The following is a 19,520-nucleotide window of genomic DNA, read 5'->3' as shown; positions in this document are numbered from 1 at the left end:
GAGGAAAGCCGATGGCCGTTGTGAGTCGTTTCATTCGCCTGACCCGCCGCGCCCTGTTTGGCGCGGCGGGGCTGGTGCTTGTGCTAACCCCGGCGACGAGTTTTGCTCGCACCGCGAGCAGCTTTCGACTGGCGCAGGGCGACGTCGCCCAGTGGCAGGCGCATTCGCAACGGTCATTATGGATCCAGGACGGCCAGCTCCGCCCCGAGGCGAACCAGCTGATCGAGCTGGTCCGCAGCCTCCAGACCGATGGGCTCGATCCAGATTCCTATCGCATCCGCAGTCTGGAAGGCATGGTGCGCGCTGCTTATGGCGGCAATCCCCGCGACCTCACCCGCGCCGATTTCGCTTTATCGCAGACCTTTGCCGCGGTCGTTCGCGACATGCGCACCGTGCGCTGGAGCGAGATGAAGTTTGCCGATACTGCCGCAGTTCCACCCGCGCCGAGCACGCAACTCCTCCTCGACGCCGCCGTTCGTGCGCCGTCGCTGTCGGCTTTCCTCGACGCCATGCCATGGATGAACGCCGCTTATGCCCCGCTGCGCGCTGCGTTGCGCGAAACCAGTGACCCGCGCGACGTGCAGCGGCTGCGGATCAACATGGAGCGTGCCAAGGTCCTGCCGAGCGCGCTTCACCCCGGGCGCTACGTCATGGTCGATGCTGCCGCCGCGCGGCTCTACATGGTTGAAAACGGCATGGTGAAGGACTCGATGCGGGTCGTTGTCGGGCGGACCGACAATCCCACCCCGATGCTTGCGGGGATGATCCGCTTCGCCATCCTCAACCCCTACTGGAACGCCCCGCCCGATCTTGCCGCGACCCGGCTCGCGCCGCATGTGGTCAGCGAAGGCGTCGGCTATCTCACTCGCGCCCGCTATGAAGTCCTCAGCGACTGGGGCGACAATGCCAAGCGAATCGACCCCAAAACGATCGACTGGCAGGCGGTGGTCGACGGCAAGATGCCCGACATCCGTATGCGCCAGCTGCCCGGGCCCGACAACAGCATGGGCAAAATGAAGTTCATGTTTCCCAATGACATGGGGATCTACCTCCACGACACGGACGACAAGAGTCTGTTCGCCGCCCCGGCGCGGCAGAAAAGCGGTGGCTGCATCCGGCTGCAGGCGGCGGCTCGGCTGGGTAGATGGCTATACGGCAAACCGCTCACGACGACGTCGAAGAAGCCCGAACAGAAGGTCGCGATCCCCCATCCGGTGCCGGTCTACGTCACCTACCTGACCGCCGCGCCGGAGAACGGCCAGATCGCCTATCGCGACGATTTCTACGGCCGCGACAATGTGGCCGCGGCGCGGGTCGCTGTGCGCTAGTCTTTCTGCCTGAAGTCGGCGATGATCGATCCGGCAGCGGCGAGTTCGGCCTCGTGACTCGCCTCGCGCCAAGTCTCGGCCAGCGCCTGCTCTTCCCATTCTAGCATCGGCGGCAGCGCCAGCATGCGATCGACCCACGCCGCCCCGAGCGGGCCGACCGTGATCCCGAAGGTGCGGATCCGATAAACGACGGGGGCGAAGAACGCATCGGCGAGGGTGAAGGATTTTCCCGCCAGAAACGGCCCGCCAAACCGGGACAGCCCCTCCTCGAAAATCTCGAAGATGCGCGCGATGTCGCGGGCGAGGGCAAGGGAGCCGGGGCCGCGCCTTACTCGCGTGCCGACATTCATCGTGCAGTCGCCCCGCAGCGCCGAAAACCCTGAATGCATTTCGGCACTGACGCACTGGGTCCAGGCGCGGGCGTCGGCGTCGGTCGGGAATACCCCGTCGTGGCGGTCGGCGAGATAGAGCGAAATCGCCAGACTGTCCCAGACCCGCCGCTCGCCATCGACTAGCAGCGGAACCTTGCCATTGGGACTGAACTCACGAAAATCATCATGATTGTCGGGCTTCGAAAATTCGATCCGCTGATCCTCGAACGGCAGGTCGAGCATCTTCATCAGCAGCCACGGGCGAAGCGACCAGCTCGAGTAATTGCGATTGGCGGTGACCAGCTTCACTGCCGCCTCACGCGACGTAATGCGCGGTGGTTTTCCTGGCGACGGCATCGGCCGTCACCCCCGGGGCGCATTCGACCAGCCTGAACGGCGATCCGTGGTTGGGCCGTTCGAACACCGCGAGGTCGGTGACGATCATGTCGACGACATTCCTGCCGGTCAGCGGCAGGGTGCAGGCGGGAATGAATTTCGGCGAGCCGTCCTTGGCGGTGTGCTCCATGACGACGATGATCCGCTTTACCCCGGCGACCAAATCCATCGCCCCGCCCATGCCCTTGATCATCTTGCCCGGGATCATCCAGTTGGCGATGTCGCCGTCTTCGGAAACTTCCATCGCGCCCAATACGGTCAGGTCGATATGCCCGCCGCGGATCATCGCGAAGCTATCGGCCGAGGAGAAATAGCTCGAGGATGGCAATTCGCTGATGGTCTGCTTGCCGGCGTTGATGAGGTCGGCGTCGACTTCATCGGGGTAGGGGAAGGGGCCAATCCCGAGCATGCCATTTTCGGACTGCAGCGTGACCGTCATCCCGTCGGGGATGTTGTTGGCGACGAGCGTCGGAATACCGATGCCGAGGTTGACGTAATAGCCATCCTTCAACTCGCGCGCGGCGCGGGCCGCCATCTGGTTGCGGTCCCAAGACATTAACTAGGCATCCCTGCTTGATCTGAAACTAAGTTCGCACGTTCGATGTCGAAGCCGTCAAAAATCCGTTGCAGTGCTTCATCTTCAGACATTCCTGTCTGGGCCGAAAAGGCGACTGCGGCGGTGTGAATGCTCTCGACCAATATCGAGCCCAAAAGCTCGGGCTGCCACCCTTCTGGATAGCCGACAGCAACAAACGACCGGTCCTTGTCGACCCAAAAGCGAGCCACCTCAAACGCATCATCGGTCAGGTTAGGAAAAGACGGCCTCAATAAGATTTCGCCTGGGTGGCCCTTACCCGATCGAAGGAAGCTGAACATCAAACAGCCTCCCTCTCGCGGGTCGTCATGAATTCGATCTTCTTTTCGTAGGGCGCGCCGTTGACGAGGCGGTTGATGTAGATCGAGGGCAAATGGATGCAGTCGGGGTCAAGGCTGCCCACCGCGACAATCTCCTCGACCTCGGCGATGCACATCTTTCCGCAGGTCGCTGCCGGCTGATTGAAATTGCGCGCGGTCTTGCGGAACACCAGGTTGCCCACCTCATCGGCCTTCCAGCCTTTGATGATCGCCAAGTCGGCGACGATACCGCGCTCGAGGATATACTCCTCGCCGTCGAACGACTTGGCCTCCTTGCCCTCGGCGACCTTCGTGCCGACCCCGGTCTTGGTGTAGAAGCCCGGGATGCCCGCGCCGCCTGCGCGCATGCGTTCGGCGAGGGTCCCCTGCGGGCAGAATTCGACCTCAAGCTCGCCCGACAGATATTGCCGCTCGAATTCCTTATTCTCGCCGACGTAGGACGAGATCATCTTTTTCACCTGACGCGTGCGGAGCAGCTTGCCGAGCCCCTCGCCGTCGATCCCGGCGTTGTTGCTGGCGATGGTGAGGTCCTTGACCCCGCTCGCCACGATCGCGTCAATCAGCCGCTCGGGGATGCCCGACAGGCCAAACCCGCCAGCGGCAATGGTCATCCCGTCGAACAAGACGCCCTGTAGTGCCGCAGCGGCGGTGTCGTAGATTTTCTGGGCCATGCGCGGTCCTTAGGTAAGCGCCGTGGCGCGGGCAAGCGGGTCGGGGCGTGGCGCTCAGGGGCGGATCAGCACGCCTGCGCGGAGGTCGGCGCGGCCCGCAACGGCGTCCTGATAGGCGGCGAGCGCAGCGTTGGCGCCGTCGCTTACCTCGATCCGAAACAGGGTGCGCGCATCGTGGAGGAAATGGGTCCACGCCGCCGCCATGCGATCGCGAAATCCGCCCGGACCCCAATCCTTCGACCGTTTCTCGACCCGCGCTGGGGCAAAGAAACCGATCGCCGGAAAGCGTTTCCCCGGGACTGAATCCCAATGCGCCTTTCCGACGATGAGGGTCAGCAACAGCTTGTCGCCAAAGTGATCGTGGAGCGCGGCGGTGACGTCGCTGTCCCCGGCAATCGACGAAGGCGGCAGGAATGGTCGGGTCGATCGCGGCGATGTCGTCATAGAGGATGAGCTCGTCATACAACCCCGCCTCGGCCAGGAACGCGCGCCCGCGTGACGAGGTCAGCCCGACCAGCCGGGGCCGCTCCTCGCGCTGGAGCATGGCGTGGGCAAAGCCGATCGCGGTCTTGGACGAGGCGCTGGCGACGATCACCTGCCCAGCCCCATAATCGGCTTCGTCCTCAAACTGGTCGGCGATCAGCCCGCCGGTGAGATAGAGCGGGCGGAATACCGGCCACCAGTCGCGGTCGCCCTCGATAAAGTCGCCCAGCGCCGACACGCGCGCATAATGATCATAGACTGATGGCATCCCCTCGCGATGCGGCGCCACGTCGACGAATCCGCCCGGATTGACCCGCCCCGGGGTCAGACGGACATGCGACGCCATCGGATAATAGCCGTAAAACTGCTCGCCCTCGGCGATCCCATCAGCGGCGCTTTGAGTGACGGTGGCAAAGCCCCACACTGGCAATCGCCCCGGCCCATCGCCCCCGGGCGAGAAAAAATCCCAATAGCCGCGGCCATTGTCGAACAGCCCGACCGGCTTGCCGAGCGCGGCGTAGGTGACATTGTTGGCGGTCATCGCGAAGCTATCAAGGCGCACCTCGATTGTTCCGGGGGCGAGCGACGGCGGGGGCTCGTCGACCAGCGAGGCCTGCCCGATGTCGTCCCGATCGATGTCGATCGCCCAGCGCGCGCCGGTCATGCTGGCTACTTCAGCTTCGACAGCACGCCCTGCAACTGCATCGCGTTCGACATGTCGCCCTCGACTTTCAGCTTGCCGGTCATGAAGGCGGTCATCCCGTCGAGCTGGCCCGCGGCAAGCGCTTCCCAGTCGGCCCAGCTGACCTTGATCGTGGTGTCGGCGGCGGCGTCGCTTTCGCTGACCGTGTTGGCGTTGCCGTCGAGCAGCAGCACGCCATCGTCACCAAAGTCGATCTTGACGGTCTTGCCGGGGATCACGGCGCCGGCGTCCTGCATCTGGGTGGCGAGTTCGGACTTGGTCATGGCAATATCTCCTTTGGATCCCGCCTAGCGACGCCGGCGGTGTGCATCAAGCGGGGGTTGGCGAGCGGCGCGTGCACGCCTATCTCGCAGCTCATGACCTATGACACAGAGCTGAAACTCTTCATCGACGGCAGCTGGCGAAGTGGCGAAGGCCGCGACGCGTTCACCGTCGTCAACCCGGCCACTGGCGGGGGCATCGGCGAAGTGCCGCTTGCCAGCACCGCCGACCTCGACGAGGCGCTGGCTGCGGCCCAGCGCGCCTATCCGCTTTGGCGCGCGACCGATGTCGAGAAACGATCGGCAATCCTGAGAAAGGCCGGCGCCCTACTGCGCGAACGGGCCGATGCGATTGCCCGCCTGCTGACCCAGGAACAGGGCAAGCCCCTCGCCGAGGCACGCGGCGAAGTCATCGGCGCGGCGTCGATGTTCGATTGGTACGCCGAGGAGATTAAACGCGATTATGGCCGCACGCTGGTCCGCCCCGCCGGGCAGCGTGCGATCGTGCTGCGTGAGCCGGTGGGGGTCGTCGCGACCTTCACCCCGTGGAATTTTCCGATCTATTTGCTCGCCAAGAAGGTCGCTGCCGCGCTTGCGGCGGGGTGTGCCGTGATTTCCAAGCCGCCCGAGGAAACCCCCGGCTGCACCGGCGCGCTCGCTCGTGCGCTCGACGATGCGGGCTTGCCCAAGGGCGTGTTCCAGCTTGTCCACGGCGTCCCCGACCAGGTTAGCCGCCACCTCATCGGATCGCGCATCGTGCGCAAGTTTAGCTTCACCGGCTCGGTCCCGGTCGGCAAGGCGCTGATGAAACTCGCCGCCGACAGCATGACGCGCGTGACGCTCGAGCTCGGCGGCCATGCGCCGGTGCTGATCTTCGACGATTGCGACCTCGACAAGACGCTCGACATGGTCGTGCCGCAGAAATTCCGCAATGCTGGCCAAGTGTGCGTCTCGCCGACGCGCTTCTATGTCCAGGAATCGATCTACGACGCCTTCATCACAGGGTTTGCGGCGCGCACCGCCAAGGTCGTCACCGGCGACGGCCTGGCCGATACCACCAGCATGGGCCCGCTTGCCAATGCCCGCCGTCCCGCCGCGATCAGTGCGCTGGTCGACGACGCCAAGGCCAAGGGCGCACGCGTCATGGCCGGTGGCGAGCGCGGGGAGGGAGGCTTTTTCTTTCAGCCGACGCTGCTTGCCGACGTGCCGCTCGATGCCGACATCATGAACAATGAGCCTTTTGGCCCGGTCGCAGTGACCGCCCGGTTCAAGGATTTCGACGACGCCATTGCCCAGGCCAACCGTCTTCCGTTCGGACTCGCCGCCTTCGCCTTCACCGAAAATGGCCGCCGCGCCAATCTGTTGGGTGACGCGATCGAAGCCGGGATGATCGGGATCAACTCGTTCGGCGTGTCCTCGGCTGACTCGCCGTTCGGCGGGGTCAAGGATTCGGGCTTCGGATCCGAAGGCGGCAAGGAAGGGCTTGAAACCTACCAGGTGGTGAAAGCAATCCACCAGGCATGACCAGTAACCTCCGCACCGGCGGTCGCATCCTTGTTGACCAACTCGTGGCCCAGGGCTGCGACCGGGTGTTCACCGTGCCCGGCGAAAGCTTTCTCGCCGTGCTCGACGCGCTCCACGATACGCCGTCGATCGAGGCGGTCGTCTGCCGCCAGGAGGGCGGGGTTGCCTATATGGCCGATGCCGACGGCAAGATGACCGGGATGCCCGGAGTCGCCTTCGTTACGCGCGGGCCGGGGGCGACCAATGCCTCCGCCGGGGTCCATGTCGCGATGCAGGATTCGACCCCGATGATCCTGTTCGTCGGCGACCTCGATCGCGGCGACCGTGACCGCGAGGGGTTTCAGGAAATCGACATGGCGGCCTTCTTCGCGCCGATCGCCAAATGGTCGGCGCGGATCGACGATGCCCGCCGCATCCCCGAATATGTCGCCCGCGCCTATCGCGTCGCTACCGCCGGCCGGCCCGGCCCGGTCGTCCTCGCTATCCCCGAAGACATGCTTCGCGATTCCGTCGAGGCGATCGACCGCCCCGCTATTGCGCCGATTGCGCAGCCCGCCTGCGCCGGAGCGATGGGCGCGCTATTTGAGTTGCTGAAGGATGCTGCCGCCCCCGTGGCGATCATCGGCGGGGCCGACTGGAGCCCGGCCGCGGCGCATCACTTCGCTCATTTCGCGCACCGCCACGGTATCCCCGTCGCGGCTGCCTTCCGCCGGCAGGATGCGATCGACAATGGCTGCGGTGTTTACGCCGGCCAGCTTGGCTATGGCCCCAATCCAAAGCTCCAGCAGCGCATCCGCGATGCCGACCTGCTGCTCGTCGTCGGCGCGCGGCTCGGCGAAGCGACCACCGACGGCTACACACTGGTCACCCCCGATCATCCCGGCCAATTGCTGGTCCACGTCCACCCCGACGCCAACGAGCTTGGCCGGGTTTATCGCCCCGACCTGCCGATCTGCGCCGACATGGCCGAATTTTCCGAGACGGCGGCGGGGTGGGGCGACCCCGATCTTGTCCGCTTTTCGGCCGGCGACGAGGCTCATGGCGAATGGCTCGCCTGGTCCGACCCAAAGCCTCGCGACGGGGTCAGGCTCGACCTTGGGCCGTGCGTCGCGGCGATGCGCGATGCCCTTCCGGCCGACGCGATCATCTGCAATGGCGCGGGCAATTTCTCGGGCTGGTGGCACCGCTACTGGCGCTATGGCGCGATGCCGTGCCAGCTTGCCCCGACCTCGGGCACCATGGGCTATGGCCTGCCCGCCGCGGTCGCCGCCAGCCTTCGCTTCCGCGACCGGGTCGCGGTGTGCGTGGCCGGAGATGGCGACTTTCTGATGAACGGACAGGAACTCGCTACCGCCGTACGCTACGGCGCCGACGTGCTCGTCATCCTGGTCGACAATGGCGCCTATGGCACGATCCGCATGCACCAGGAGCGCGACTATCCAGACCGCGTCAGTGCCACCGGCCTGACCAACCCTGATTTCGTGCAGTTGACACAAGCTTATGGCGGCTGGGCCGAGCGGGTCGACGCGACTGCCGACTTTGCGCCCGCGCTGGCCCGCGCGATGGAGCGCAAGGGCATCCGCCTGATCCATTGCGTCACCGATGTCGAGGTGATCAACAGCAGCACGACCATCGCGGAGCTACATTCGCGCTAGTGGCCGCATCGCAATGACGTGGCGTTCCGGTCATCGTCGCCTCGCTACCATCACGAAGCGAAACCGGCGACCCGACATCTCCTCGACGGGCTTGCCTGCAGGGTCGAGTGCCGGATTGTAGAGCAGGCGCTGTTCGATGATGCCGCAGGTCATCCGGTCGAGCTCGGCGCTTCCGCTCGAGTGATCGATCTTGCACTCACGCACCCGGCCGTCGACCTGGACGATGAAGCGAACATCGACCACGCCTTGAAGCCGGGCGCGCTTGGCCGCGTCGGGATAGTCGCGGTTGGTGAGGCCGCCGCCGACCCACTCGGCGTGCCGCGCGATTCCGCCGCCGCCACCGCCGCCGCCGCTACCGCCAGATCCTGTCCCCGAACCCAAGCCGGGCGGCCCACTGCCGACCGATGCGCCGAGATCGACATTCGCTGCCGCCTCGACGGCGGGCACTGGCACCGGGAGGGGCGAAGGCGGCTTCACCGTCGGCGGGGGCGAACGTCCGGGCGGGGGCGGTCTGGCCTTGCGGGGCGCGGGCTCCGGAGGATCGGGCCGCGACGGGACAGGGGGCGGCAGAGGGATGGTGACGAGCTTGAGCGCCTGGTCACGCACCCGCAGCAATTGATCCTGGGGCATGGCAATCAGCAGCGCGAGGATGCCGAAATGCGCAAGTACCACCGCCGTGAGGAGCGCAAAGCGACGCCGCCCGTCGGGTCGATCGCTCCATCGTCGCTGGTCGCGCGCCTTCATGACCATCTGAACGCGTCACGCGCCACTTGGTTGAGCCCGCCCGGCAGCCGGGCTAAGCTTGCCGGCGATGAAGCAATATCTCGATCTCATGGCCCAGGTCCTTTCCCAAGGCGTCCCGCAGGCCGACCGCACCGGCACCGGCACCCTTTCGCTGTTCGGCGCGCAGATGCGGTTCGATCTGGCCGACGGCTTCCCGCTGGTCACGACCAAGAAGCTCCACTTGCGATCGATCATCGTCGAACTGCTGTGGTTTCTGCGCGGCGACACCAATGTCCGCTGGTTGCAGGATCGCAAGGTGAGCATTTGGGACGAGTGGGCCGACGCCGATGGCAGTCTGGGCCCGGTCTATGGCAAGCAATGGCGCGACTGGGAGACGGCGGACGGCCGCCACATCGACCAGATCCGCGACCTGATCGACCTCATCAGGCGTGACCCCTCGTCGCGTCGCCAGATCGTCACCGCCTGGAACCCCGGCGAGATCGGCCAGATGGCGCTCGCCCCGTGCCACTGCCTGTTCCAGACTCAGGTCGCCGCGGGCCGCCTCAATCTCCAGCTTTATCAACGCAGCGCCGACCTGTTCCTCGGCGTGCCCTTCAATATCGCCAGTTACGCTCTTCTCACCCACATGCTGGCGCGCGAGTGCGGGCTCCAGCCTGGAGTATTCGTGTGGACCGGCGGAGACGTTCACCTCTATTCGAATCACCTCGATCAGGCCCGAACCCAGCTCGGCCGCGACCCGCGCCCCTTGCCGCGCCTGACGATTGCCGATCGCGGGCAGGCGATTGACGGCTACGAATTTGAGGATTTTGCCTTCGACGGCTACGATCCGCACCCCTCGATTGCCGCACCGATCGCAGTTTAGCGCGCTTTTCCTGTGTGATGGACCCGTTCGCCTCGACGGGCGTTGATGGGTTGCTGAATTAAGCAGTCACGAACGACCCAACTTCGGCGTGACATCAAGGGAGAAAAATCATGGTTCGCAAAATTGTAACGATCGCCCTCATCGCCAGCGGCCTGACGATGGCCGCCTGCAACACCGTCCGCGGGGCAGCCCGTGACGTGAACTCGGCAGCGAACGCTACCCAGAACGCGATGCACTAAATCCCTCCCCCTTGGGGGACGGGAAGAAAGAAGATCGGGCCGCTGTTCAGACTCTGGACAGCGGCCCTGCTTTTGAATCATGGTCGCACCACAACCAAAGGGAGGGACTGATCATGGTTCGCAAGATTCTGACGCTCACGATCATCGGCGGCGCGCTCGCGCTGGCGGCCTGCAACACCGTTCGCGGGGTAAGCTCCGACATCGGCTCGGCCGCCAACGCCACCGAAAATGCGATGCACTAAGCGCGCACCGACCGGAGTAAACAGCAGCCCTGTCGGTTGAAAAACCGGCGGGGTTGTTGCGTTATCCGGCCGCGAATGTTCACGCATGTTCATGGTCGTGACGATGTTCGCGCTCGAGCTACGTCCGCCATGGCCACCATCCACGAGCCTAATAATATTCGCTTGCGATGGCGGTGCCGCAGACGAAGAATTATGATTGCTGCACATCGGGCATGACTAGGCCAGGCGCTGCCCTGTAGGACAGGGTTTTCTTCTATCTGCGAAAAAGGCCGCTACCCCCGGGGGGACAGCGGCCTTGTTCCTATCGCGGGCAGGATGCCTTAGCTGTTGAGGTAGTCCCCGGCGTCGGCATCGCTGCCGTCGCCCGACATCGCCACATCGCCCAGCGGATCATTGCCCATCGCGGCTTCGGGGCCCTGTGCCAGTTCGGCAGCATGCTCCTCGGCCGCACTCTCAGGCGCGATCAGGCTTTCCTGGATCTTGATCGGCGTGGGGGCAGGCGCCGGCGCCGGAGCCGGAGCAGCGGTTGCCGCCATCGCCTCCTGGAAGCGCTTTTGCTGGGCGCGGAGTGCCGTGTCACGGCTGGTCGCCGCAACCCGCATCCGGCTCATGCCCGCGCCAGTACCCGCCGGGATCAGCCGGCCGACAATGACATTCTCCTTGAGGCCATTGAGCGTGTCGATCTTGCCCTGGACCGACGCCTCGGTGAGCACGCGCGTGGTTTCCTGGAACGACGCCGCCGAGATGAAGCTGCGAGTCTGCAGCGACGCCTTGGTAATGCCGAGCAGGACGGGCTTGCCCTCTGCCTTCTTGCCTTTCTTGTCGAGCTTGGCGTTGGCCTCGTCCATCTCGTCGCGATCGAGCTGTTCGCCGGCGAGCAGGACGGTGTCGCCACCATCGGTGATCTCGACCTTCTGCAGCATCTGGCGAACGATTACCTCGATATGCTTGTCGTTGATCTTCACGCCCTGGAGACGATAGACTTCCTGGATCTCCGACACGAGATATTCGGCCAGCGCGACGATCCCGAGCACTTCGAGAATGTCATGCGGATCGGGCGAGCCGCCGACGAGATTGTCGCCGCGCTTGACGTAATCGCCTTCCTGGACGTCGATCACCTTCGACTTCGGCACGAGGTACGCGACCTCCTCCGAGCCGTCGTCGGGAATGATCACGATCTTGCGCTTGGCCTTATAGTCCTTCTTGAAGCTGACCTTGCCCGAGATCTTGGCGATGATCGCATTTTCCTTGGGCTTGCGCGCTTCGAACAGCTCGGCAACGCGCGGCAGACCGCCGGTGATGTCGCGCGTACGAGCGGCCTCACGGGGAAGGCGGGCAAGCACTTCGCCCGCTTCGACCGTCGCGCCGTCCTCGACCGCGATGATCGCGCCCGGGACGAGGCGATAGACGCCCGCCTCGGCGGCATCGGCCCCGGTCAGGGTCAGGCGGGGACGAAGGTCCTCTTTCTTGGACTTGGCGATATCGTCCATAATCACGCGCTGCGAGATGCCCGTCGACTCGTCGGTCACTTCCGAGAGAGTACGGTTGTCGATGACATCCATATACTTCACGACGCCCGCCTTTTCGGTGATGACCGGCGCGAACGACGGATCCCACTCGGCGATGCGATCGCCGCGGCTGACGATGTGCCCGGTCTCGCACAGCAGGTGGGCACCATACTGGACGCGGTGGGTCGACAGTTCGCGACCGTCCATGTCGAGGATCGCGATTTCACCCGAGCGCGACAGCGAGATGTGGCGGCCACGCGGATCGGTGATCGTCGGCATGTCGCGGAACTCGACGGTGCCGTCGACCGGCGCCTCAAGGTTCGACTGCTCGTTGAGCTGCGCCGCGCCGCCGATGTGGAAGGTCCGCATCGTCAGCTGGGTGCCCGGCTCACCGATCGACTGGGCTGCGATGACCCCGACCGCTTCGCCGATGTTGACCGGCGTGCCGCGGGCCAGATCGCGCCCATAGCATTTGCCGCAAACGCCGACCTTGGCCGCGCACACCAGCGGTGAGCGGATCTTGAGCGCCTGGAGACCGATTTCCTCGAGCTTGAGGATCATTGCTTCATCGAGCAGCGTGCCCTCGGGGATCATCGGCTTGGACGTCTTGGGGTCCATGATGTCCTCGGCGGTCGTGCGCCCAAGGACGCGATCGCCGAGCGAGGCGATAACCGCGCCGCCCTGAACGATGGCACGCATTTCGAGCGCCTGGTCGGTCCCGCAATCGAGCTCCATCACGACGCAATCCTGCGACACGTCGACAAGGCGGCGCGTGAGGTAACCCGAGTTGGCAGTCTTCAACGCCGTATCCGCAAGGCCCTTGCGGGCGCCGTGGGTCGAGTTGAAATATTCGAGGACGGTCAGGCCTTCCTTGAAGTTCGAGATGATCGGGGTCTCGATGATCTCGCCCGACGGCTTGGCCATCAGCCCGCGCATACCCGCAAGCTGCTTGATCTGTGCCTGCGAACCACGGGCACCCGAATGCGCCATCATGTAGATGGAGTTGATGTCTTCCTCGCGGCCATTTTCGAGCATTTTGACCGACGAGATTTCCTTCATCATCTCGGTCGCGACGCGGTCGCCGCAACGCGACCAGGCGTCGATTACCTTGTTGTACTTTTCCTGCTGGGTGATCAGGCCGTCCTGGTACTGCTGCTCATAATCCTTCACCAGCGCCTTGGTCTCGTCGACCAGCTGGATCTTGGCACCCGGGATGACCATGTCGTCCTTGCCGAACGAAATGCCGGCCTTGAACGCGTGGCGGAAGCCCAGGCTCATGATCGCATCCGCGAACAGCACGGTCTCCTTCTGGCCGGTGTGGCGATAGACGATGTCGATGACGTCGCCGATTTCCTTCTTGGTCAGCAGGCGGTTGACGGTCTCGAACGGCACCTTGTGGCTCTTCGGCAGCGTCTCGCCAAGCAGCATGCGGCCCGGGGTCGTCTCGAAGCGTTTCATATACTGCTTGCCAGCTTCGTCGGTCTGCGGAACGCGGCTGATGATCTTGGTGTGGAGCGTCACCGCCCCCGCCGCAATCGCCTGATGCACTTCCGTCATGTCCGACAGCATCATGCCCTGGCCCGGCTCGTTCTGCTTCTCGATCGAGAGGTAATAGAGCCCCAGCACCATGTCCTGTGACGGCACGATGATCGGCTTGCCATTGGCGGGCGAGAGGATGTTGTTGGTCGACATCATCAGGACGCGCGCTTCCAGCTGGGCCTCGAGGCTCAGCGGAACGTGCACGGCCATCTGGTCACCGTCGAAGTCGGCATTGAACGCGGCGCAGACCAGCGGGTGAAGCTGGATCGCCTTGCCCTCGATCAGCACCGGCTCGAACGCCTGGATGCCGAGGCGATGGAGCGTCGGCGCGCGGTTGAGCAGCACGGGATGCTCGCGGATCACCTCGTCGAGGATGTCCCACACTTCCTTGCGCTCTTTCTCGACCCATTTCTTGGCCTGCTTGAGGGTCATCGACAGACCCTTGGCGTCGAGACGCGAGTAGATGAACGGCTTGAACAGCTCGAGCGCCATCTTCTTGGGCAGGCCGCACTGATGAAGCTTGAGTTCAGGACCGGTGACGATGACCGAACGGCCCGAATAATCGACACGCTTGCCGAGAAGGTTCTGGCGGAAGCGGCCCTGCTTGCCCTTGAGCATGTCCGACAGCGACTTCAGCGGACGCTTGTTGGCGCCAGTGATCGTGCGGCCACGGCGGCCGTTGTCGAACAGCGCGTCGACGGCCTCCTGAAGCATGCGCTTTTCATTGCGGACGATGATGTCCGGAGCGCGCAATTCCATCAGCCGCTTGAGGCGGTTATTGCGGTTGATCACGCGGCGGTAGAGATCGTTCAAGTCCGACGTCGCGAAGCGGCCGCCGTCGAGCGGCACCAGCGGGCGAAGCTCGGGCGGGATCACGGGGACGACCTCGAGGATCATCCATTCCGGGCGATTGCCCGATTCCAGGAAGCTTTCGACGACCTTCAGCCGCTTGATGATCTTCTTGGGCTTCAGTTCGGACTTGGTCTCGGAAAGCTCCTTGAGCAGGATTTCCTTTTCGCCGGCTAGGTCAAGATCCATGAGCATGATGCGCACGGCCTCGGCACCGATTCCGGCCGAGAAGGCGTCCTCGCCAAAGCTGTCCTGCGCTTCGAGCAGCTCGTCCTCGGTGAGGAGCTGATACTTCTCAAGGGAGGTCAGGCCCGGCTCAATGACGACATAGGCTTCGAAATAGAGAATCCGCTCAAGCTGCTTCAGCTGCATGTCGAGCAGCAGGCCGATGCGGCTCGGCAGCGACTTCAGGAACCAGATGTGCGCGACCGGGGCGGCGAGCTCGATATGCCCCATCCGCTCGCGGCGGACCTTCGAGACGGTGACCTCGACGCCGCACTTCTCGCAGACGATGCCCTTGTACTTCATGCGCTTGTACTTGCCGCACAGGCACTCGTAATCCTTGATCGGACCGAAGATGCGCGCACAGAACAGGCCGTCACGCTCAGGCTTGAACGTGCGGTAGTTGATGGTCTCGGGCTTCTTGATCTCGCCGAACGACCACGACCGGATCTTGTCCGGCGAGGCAATGCCGATGCGGATCTGGTCGAAGGTTTCCGGCTTGGCGATCGGATTGGCGAAGTTGGTCAGCTCGTTCATGTCTTACTCCTGGCCCCCGGGTGACGGGGGTTGGGGTGAAATATCGTGGGGACGGGCAGGCGGGCCCGTCCCCTGATGATCATTACTCCGCGGCGATTGCCGCCGGTTCGGCATTCGGATCGACGATCGAGTCGAGATCGACCGACAGGCCGAGGCTGCGCATTTCCTTGACGAGCACGTTGAAGCTCTCCGGAATGCCTGCCTCGAACGTGTCGTCGCCCTTGACGATCGCTTCATAGACCTTGGTGCGGCCGATGACGTCGTCCGACTTGACCGTCAGCATCTCCTGCAGCGTGTAGGCGGCGCCGTACGCTTGAAGCGCCCACACCTCCATTTCGCCGAAGCGCTGGCCGCCGAACTGGGCCTTGCCGCCCAGCGGCTGCTGGGTGACCAGGCTGTACGGCCCGATCGACCGCGCGTGGATCTTGTCGTCGACCAGATGGTGAAGCTTGAGCATGTAGATATAGCCCACGGTCACCTTGCGATCGAACGGCTCGCCCGAGCGCCCGTCGAACAACGTCACCTGGCCCGACGGGTCGAGACCCGCCTTCACCAGCATCGCCGACACATCGGGCTCGCGAGCGCCGTCGAACACCGGAGTGCCCATCGGAATGCCGCCAACTAGATTCTGCGCCAGTTCCTGCGTCTGGACGTCGTCGCGGGCATCGATCTCGGCGTAATAATTCTCGCCGTAGATGTCCTTGAGCTTGTCCTTCATCTCGCTGACATCCTTGCCAACGAAGCCCTGACCACGGTCGTGCATGTCTTCGAGCATCTTGCCGATCTGCTGGCCAAGACCGCGCGCGGCCCAGCCCAGATGGGTTTCGAAGATCTGCCCGACGTTCATGCGCGACGGCACGCCGAGCGGGTTGAGCACGATGTCGACCGGGGTCCCGTCCTCAAGGAACGGCATGTCCTCGTTGGGCAGGATGCGGCTGATGACGCCCTTGTTGCCGTGACGGCCGGCCATCTTGTCACCCGGCTGGAGCTTGCGCTTCACGGCGACGAAGACCTTCACCATTTTCAGCACGCCGGGGGGAAGCTCATCGCCGGCCTCAAGCTTGGCGACGCGATCTTCCAGGCGAGCCGTGATGACGCCGACGGCTTCATCATACTGGCCCTTAACGGCTTCCAGATCGGCCTGGCGCTGATCGTCCTTGACCGCGACTTTCCACCAGTCATAGCGGTCGATCGCATCGAGCTGCTCGTCGTCGAGGGTCGCGCCCTTCTTGACGCCCTTGGGCGCCGCAGTTGCGACCTGGCCGATCAGCATTTCCTTCAACCGCCCGAAGGTCGCGCGGTTGAGGATCGCGCGTTCGTCGGCGGCGTCCTTGCGGAGACGCTCCTTTTCCTCGGTCTGGATGGCGCGCGTACGATCGTCGATGTCGATGCCGTGGCGGTTGAACACCCGCACTTCTACCACCGTCCCGGCAACCCCCGGGGGCAGGCGGAGCGAGGTGTCGCGAACGTCCGACGCCTTTTCACCGAAGATGGCGCGGAGCAGTTTCTCCTCCGGCGTCATCGGGCTTTCGCCCTTCGGCGTGATCTTGCCGCACAGGATATCGCCCGGCTCGACCTCGGCCCCGATGTAGACGATGCCCGCCTCGTCAAGGTTGCGAAGCGCTTCCTCGCCGACATTGGGAATGTCGCGGGTGATGTCCTCCGGCCCAAGCTTGGTGTCGCGCGCCATGACTTCGAATTCCTCGATGTGGATCGAGGTGAAGACGTCGTCCTTGACGATGCGCTCGCTGATGAGGATCGAATCCTCATAATTGTACCCATTCCACGGCATGAACGCGACGAGCACGTTGCGGCCGAGCGCGAGCTCGCCGAACTGGGTGGAGGGGCCGTCGGCGATGACTTCGCCCGCAGCCACCGTCTCGCCGACCTTCACCAGCGGACGCTGGTTGATGCAGGTGTTCTGGTTCGAGCGCTGGAACTTCATCAGCGTGTAGATGTCGACGCCGCTCTCGCCCGGCTTGAGATCGCCGGTTGCGCGGACGACGATGCGGGTCGCATCGACCTGGTCGACGATGCCCGAACGACGGGCAGCGATCGCCGCGCCGGAATCGCGCGCAACAGTCTCTTCCATGCCGGTGCCGACCAGCGGCGCGTCGGCCTGCAGCAACGGCACGGCCTGGCGCTGCATGTTCGATCCCATCAGCGCGCGGTTGGCGTCATCATTCTCCAGGAAGGGAATGAGCGACGCAGCGACCGAGACGAGCTGCTTGGGGCTGACGTCCATCAGCGTGATGGTGTCGCGCGGCGCCATCAGGAAGTCGCCCGAGCGACGGCTCGAGACGATTTCCTCGACGAAATGACCGACGTCGGACAGTTCGGCGTTGGCCTGGGCGATGGTGTGCTTGGCCTCTTCCATCGCCGACAGATAGACGACCTCTTCGGTCACCTTATTGTCGATGACCTTGCGGTATGGGGTCTCAATGAAGCCGTACTTGTTCACGCGGCTGAAGCTGGCGAGCGAGTTGATCAGGCCGATGTTCGGCCCTTCGGGAGTCTCGATCGGGCAGATGCGGCCATAATGGGTCGGGTGAACGTCGCGGACTTCGAAGCCGGCACGCTCACGCGTAAGCCCGCCCGGCCCGAGCGCCGACACGCGACGCTTGTGGGTCACTTCGGACAGCGGGTTGGTCTGATCCATGAACTGCGACAGCTGCGACGAGCCGAAGAATTCGCGCACCGCGGCGACCGCCGGCTTGGCGTTGATCAGGTCGTTGGGCATCACCGTCGACACGTCGACCGAGCTCATCCGCTCCTTGACCGCACGCTCCATGCGCAGCAGCCCGACGCGATACTGGTTTTCGAGCAACTCACCCACCGAGCGCACGCGGCGGTTGGCGAGGTTGTCGATATCGTCGATGTCGCCCTTGCCGTCCTTGAGGTTCACCAGCTCCTGAACGACCGCCAGGATATCCTCGCGGCGAAGCGTCGTCACGGTATCCTCGGCGTCGAGGCCGAGGCGCATGTTGAGCTTGACCCGGCCGACGGCGCTGAGGTCGTAGCGGTCGGGATCGAAGAACAGACCGTAAAAGAGCGCATCGGCGGTCTCGCGCGTCGGCGGCTCGCCTGGGCGCATCACGCGGTAGATGTCGCTCAGCGACTGGTCCGCGTCCTCGGACTTGTCGGCTTTCAGTGTGTTGCGGATCCACGGGCCCGTGTTGACATAGTCGATGTCGAGCAGTTCGAGCCGGTCGATCCCGGTCTTGTCGAGCTTCTCGAGATTCTCCGCCGAAATTTCATCGCCGGCCTCGACGTAAATCTCGCCAGTGGCTTCGTCGATCAGATCATAGGCCGAGAAGCGGCCATAGATTTCCTCGGTCGGGATGATCAGGTTGAGGAGGCCGTCCTTGGCCGCCTTGTTGGCGGTGCGCGGAGTGATCTTCTCGTGTGCCTTGAACATGATCTCGCCGGTGTCGGCGTTGATCACGTCATGGACCGGCTTCTGCCCGCGCCACTGCTCGGACACGAACGGGATCTGCCAGCCGTTGGAGCCGCGGACGTACACGACCTTGTTGTAGAACTGGTTGAGGATTTCTTCGCTCGACAGGCCCAGCGCGTGAAGCAGCGCGGTCACCGGCAGCTTGCGCTTGCGATCGATGCGGACGTTGACGATGTCCTTGGCGTCGAACTCGAAATCGAGCCACGAACCGCGATAGGGAATGACCCGCGCGGCGAACAGGAACTTGCCCGACGAATGGGTCTTGCCGCGGTCATGGTCAAACAGGACGCCCGGCGAACGGTGCATCTGGCTGACGATGACGCGCTCGGTGCCGTTGATGATGAAGGTGCCGTTCATCGTCATGAGCGGCATGTCGCCCATGTAGACGTCCTGCTCCTTGATATCGATGACCGACTTGGCCTCGGTATCGGGATCGATTTCGAAGCTGGTCAGGCGCAGCGTGACTTTCATCGGCGCGGCATAGGTCAGCCCGCGCTGGCGGCACTCATCGGTGTCGAACTTGGGGGGCTCGAGCTCATAGCGGTCGAAGTCGAGATGCGCGGTGCCGGCGAAATCCTGGATCGGAAAGACCGAGCGCAGCGTCTTCTCGAGACCCGAGACGTACGAGATTGAAGCATCCGAACGAAGGAACTGCTCATAGGATTCGCGCTGGACCTCGATCAGGTTCGGCATCTCGCTGATCTCGTGAATATTCCCGAAAATCTTGCGGATGCGGCGCGTGCTGGTCGGGCGCGGCGCCGTCGTCGGGGACAATTCGATCGCTTTGGTAGCCATGAGAGTTCCTGCGCTGTTGCTCGCACCTCCGGCGGACCGGAGAGGCGAGGCTGGACCCCGGATGCCCGGGGCGAGAAGGTCGGAGCGCTTGGTTCCCGGTAATCCTTCTCCATGCGTGCGGCCCGTGCGCGGTTCGGGCCCTGTCCCGGAGAGGGCAGGAAAAGGCTCCGGGCGCACGAAAGGATGCGGACGGAGCCGTGATGTTTTGGATGAAGACGGG

The 19,520-nt window shown here is 64.0% G+C and carries 14 protein-coding genes and 1 pseudogene; 6 read left to right on the top strand and 9 right to left on the bottom strand.

Annotated features, from left to right (window positions below; translation table 11 throughout):
- Positions 1-11: 11 nt before the first annotated feature.
- Positions 12-1,328, top strand: coding sequence for a L,D-transpeptidase family protein (locus tag U1700_RS01500; RefSeq protein ID WP_332749531.1), 1,317 nt, complete (start codon positions 12-14; stop codon positions 1,326-1,328).
- Here U1700_RS01500 and U1700_RS01495 read toward each other — a convergent pair.
- The 6 genes and pseudogenes from U1700_RS01495 to U1700_RS01470 all read right to left on the bottom strand — a co-directional run bounded on the left by U1700_RS01495 (position 1,325) and on the right by U1700_RS01470 (position 5,130).
- Complete coding sequence (locus U1700_RS01495) at positions 1,325-2,056, bottom strand: glutathione S-transferase family protein (RefSeq protein WP_443025866.1); 732 nt, start codon at positions 2,054-2,056, stop codon at positions 1,325-1,327. The genes U1700_RS01500 and U1700_RS01495 overlap by 4 nt on opposite strands.
- Positions 2,016-2,651 (bottom strand): 3-oxoacid CoA-transferase subunit B, encoded by a 636-nt coding sequence (locus U1700_RS01490; protein ID WP_332749528.1) that lies wholly within the window; start codon positions 2,649-2,651, stop codon positions 2,016-2,018. The genes U1700_RS01495 and U1700_RS01490 overlap by 41 nt, the downstream gene beginning before the upstream one ends.
- Positions 2,651-2,971 carry a DUF5076 domain-containing protein gene (locus U1700_RS01485; RefSeq protein ID WP_332749526.1) on the bottom strand — a complete coding sequence of 107 codons (321 nt, stop codon included), beginning with the start codon at positions 2,969-2,971 and terminating at the stop codon, positions 2,651-2,653. Before U1700_RS01485 ends, U1700_RS01490 begins: the two co-directional genes overlap by 1 nt.
- Positions 2,971-3,681, bottom strand: coding sequence for a CoA transferase subunit A (locus tag U1700_RS01480; protein ID WP_332749524.1), 711 nt, complete (start codon positions 3,679-3,681; stop codon positions 2,971-2,973). The genes U1700_RS01485 and U1700_RS01480 overlap by 1 nt, the downstream gene beginning before the upstream one ends.
- Positions 3,682-3,735: 54 nt before the next feature.
- Positions 3,736-4,705: pseudogene (locus tag U1700_RS01475) on the bottom strand (DUF2855 family protein).
- Positions 4,706-4,833: 128 nt separating this feature from the next.
- Entirely contained in the window at positions 4,834-5,130 is a 297-nt protein-coding gene (locus U1700_RS01470) for an SCP2 sterol-binding domain-containing protein (RefSeq protein ID WP_332749523.1), read from the bottom strand.
- Positions 5,131-5,223: 93 nt separating this feature from the next.
- Here U1700_RS01470 and U1700_RS01465 point away from each other — a divergent pair, with 93 nt between their 5' ends.
- Both U1700_RS01465 and U1700_RS01460 read left to right on the top strand, forming a co-directional pair.
- Positions 5,224-6,651, top strand: coding sequence for an NAD-dependent succinate-semialdehyde dehydrogenase (locus tag U1700_RS01465; protein ID WP_332749521.1), 1,428 nt, complete (start codon positions 5,224-5,226; stop codon positions 6,649-6,651).
- Positions 6,648-8,306, top strand: coding sequence for a thiamine pyrophosphate-binding protein (locus U1700_RS01460; protein ID WP_332749519.1), 1,659 nt, complete (start codon positions 6,648-6,650; stop codon positions 8,304-8,306). Before U1700_RS01465 ends, U1700_RS01460 begins: the two co-directional genes overlap by 4 nt.
- A gap of 30 nt (positions 8,307-8,336) precedes the next feature.
- Here the strand turns inward: U1700_RS01460 and U1700_RS01455 are convergent, their stop codons facing one another.
- Positions 8,337-9,050 (bottom strand): energy transducer TonB, encoded by a 714-nt coding sequence (locus tag U1700_RS01455; protein ID WP_332749518.1) that lies wholly within the window; start codon positions 9,048-9,050, stop codon positions 8,337-8,339.
- 67 nt (positions 9,051-9,117) lie between these two features.
- Here U1700_RS01455 and U1700_RS01450 point away from each other — a divergent pair, with 67 nt between their 5' ends.
- From U1700_RS01450 to U1700_RS01440, 3 genes are all read left to right on the top strand, one after another.
- Positions 9,118-9,912: a thymidylate synthase gene (locus U1700_RS01450; protein ID WP_332749517.1), complete on the top strand. Its 795-nt coding sequence runs from the start codon at positions 9,118-9,120 to the stop codon at positions 9,910-9,912.
- A gap of 110 nt (positions 9,913-10,022) precedes the next feature.
- Positions 10,023-10,151, top strand: coding sequence for an entericidin EcnA/B family protein (locus U1700_RS01445; protein ID WP_332749516.1), 129 nt, complete (start codon positions 10,023-10,025; stop codon positions 10,149-10,151).
- A gap of 113 nt (positions 10,152-10,264) precedes the next feature.
- Entirely contained in the window at positions 10,265-10,393 is a 129-nt protein-coding gene (locus U1700_RS01440; RefSeq protein ID WP_332749514.1) for an entericidin EcnA/B family protein, read from the top strand.
- A 320-nt stretch (positions 10,394-10,713) separates the two neighbouring features.
- Here U1700_RS01440 and rpoC read toward each other — a convergent pair whose 3' ends face one another.
- Both rpoC and rpoB read right to left on the bottom strand, forming a co-directional pair.
- Positions 10,714-15,048: a DNA-directed RNA polymerase subunit beta' gene (rpoC, locus tag U1700_RS01435; RefSeq protein WP_332749512.1), complete on the bottom strand. Its 4,335-nt coding sequence runs from the start codon at positions 15,046-15,048 to the stop codon at positions 10,714-10,716.
- Positions 15,049-15,130: 82 nt separating this feature from the next.
- Positions 15,131-19,300, bottom strand: coding sequence for a DNA-directed RNA polymerase subunit beta (gene rpoB / locus U1700_RS01430; protein ID WP_332749510.1), 4,170 nt, complete (start codon positions 19,298-19,300; stop codon positions 15,131-15,133).
- Positions 19,301-19,520: the final 220 nt, after the last annotated feature.

The sequence above is a fragment of the Sphingomonas sp. RB1R13 genome, from assembly GCF_036663775.1.
Lineage (GTDB): Bacteria > Pseudomonadota > Alphaproteobacteria > Sphingomonadales > Sphingomonadaceae > Sphingomicrobium.
This window is presented reverse-complemented; position numbering and strand designations above follow the sequence as displayed.

Bases quoted from the DNA above. Each gene is read 5' to 3' on its own strand.
- U1700_RS01500 (WP_332749531.1), top strand. From the start codon at position 12: ATGGCCGTTGTGAGTCGTTTCATTCGCCTGACCCGCCGCGCCCTGTTT.
- U1700_RS01495 (WP_443025866.1), bottom strand. From the start codon at position 2,056: ATGCCGTCGCCAGGAAAACCACCGCGCATTACGTCGCGTGAGGCGGCA.
- U1700_RS01490 (WP_332749528.1), bottom strand. From the start codon at position 2,651: ATGTCTTGGGACCGCAACCAGATGGCGGCCCGCGCCGCGCGCGAGTTG.
- U1700_RS01485 (WP_332749526.1), bottom strand. From the start codon at position 2,971: ATGTTCAGCTTCCTTCGATCGGGTAAGGGCCACCCAGGCGAAATCTTA.
- U1700_RS01480 (WP_332749524.1), bottom strand. From the start codon at position 3,681: ATGGCCCAGAAAATCTACGACACCGCCGCTGCGGCACTACAGGGCGTC.
- U1700_RS01470 (WP_332749523.1), bottom strand. From the start codon at position 5,130: ATGACCAAGTCCGAACTCGCCACCCAGATGCAGGACGCCGGCGCCGTG.
- U1700_RS01465 (WP_332749521.1), top strand. From the start codon at position 5,224: ATGACCTATGACACAGAGCTGAAACTCTTCATCGACGGCAGCTGGCGA.
- U1700_RS01460 (WP_332749519.1), top strand. From the start codon at position 6,648: ATGACCAGTAACCTCCGCACCGGCGGTCGCATCCTTGTTGACCAACTC.
- U1700_RS01455 (WP_332749518.1), bottom strand. From the start codon at position 9,050: ATGAAGGCGCGCGACCAGCGACGATGGAGCGATCGACCCGACGGGCGG.
- U1700_RS01450 (WP_332749517.1), top strand. From the start codon at position 9,118: ATGAAGCAATATCTCGATCTCATGGCCCAGGTCCTTTCCCAAGGCGTC.
- U1700_RS01445 (WP_332749516.1), top strand. From the start codon at position 10,023: ATGGTTCGCAAAATTGTAACGATCGCCCTCATCGCCAGCGGCCTGACG.
- U1700_RS01440 (WP_332749514.1), top strand. From the start codon at position 10,265: ATGGTTCGCAAGATTCTGACGCTCACGATCATCGGCGGCGCGCTCGCG.
- rpoC (WP_332749512.1), bottom strand. From the start codon at position 15,048: ATGAACGAGCTGACCAACTTCGCCAATCCGATCGCCAAGCCGGAAACC.
- rpoB (WP_332749510.1), bottom strand. From the start codon at position 19,300: ATGGCTACCAAAGCGATCGAATTGTCCCCGACGACGGCGCCGCGCCCG.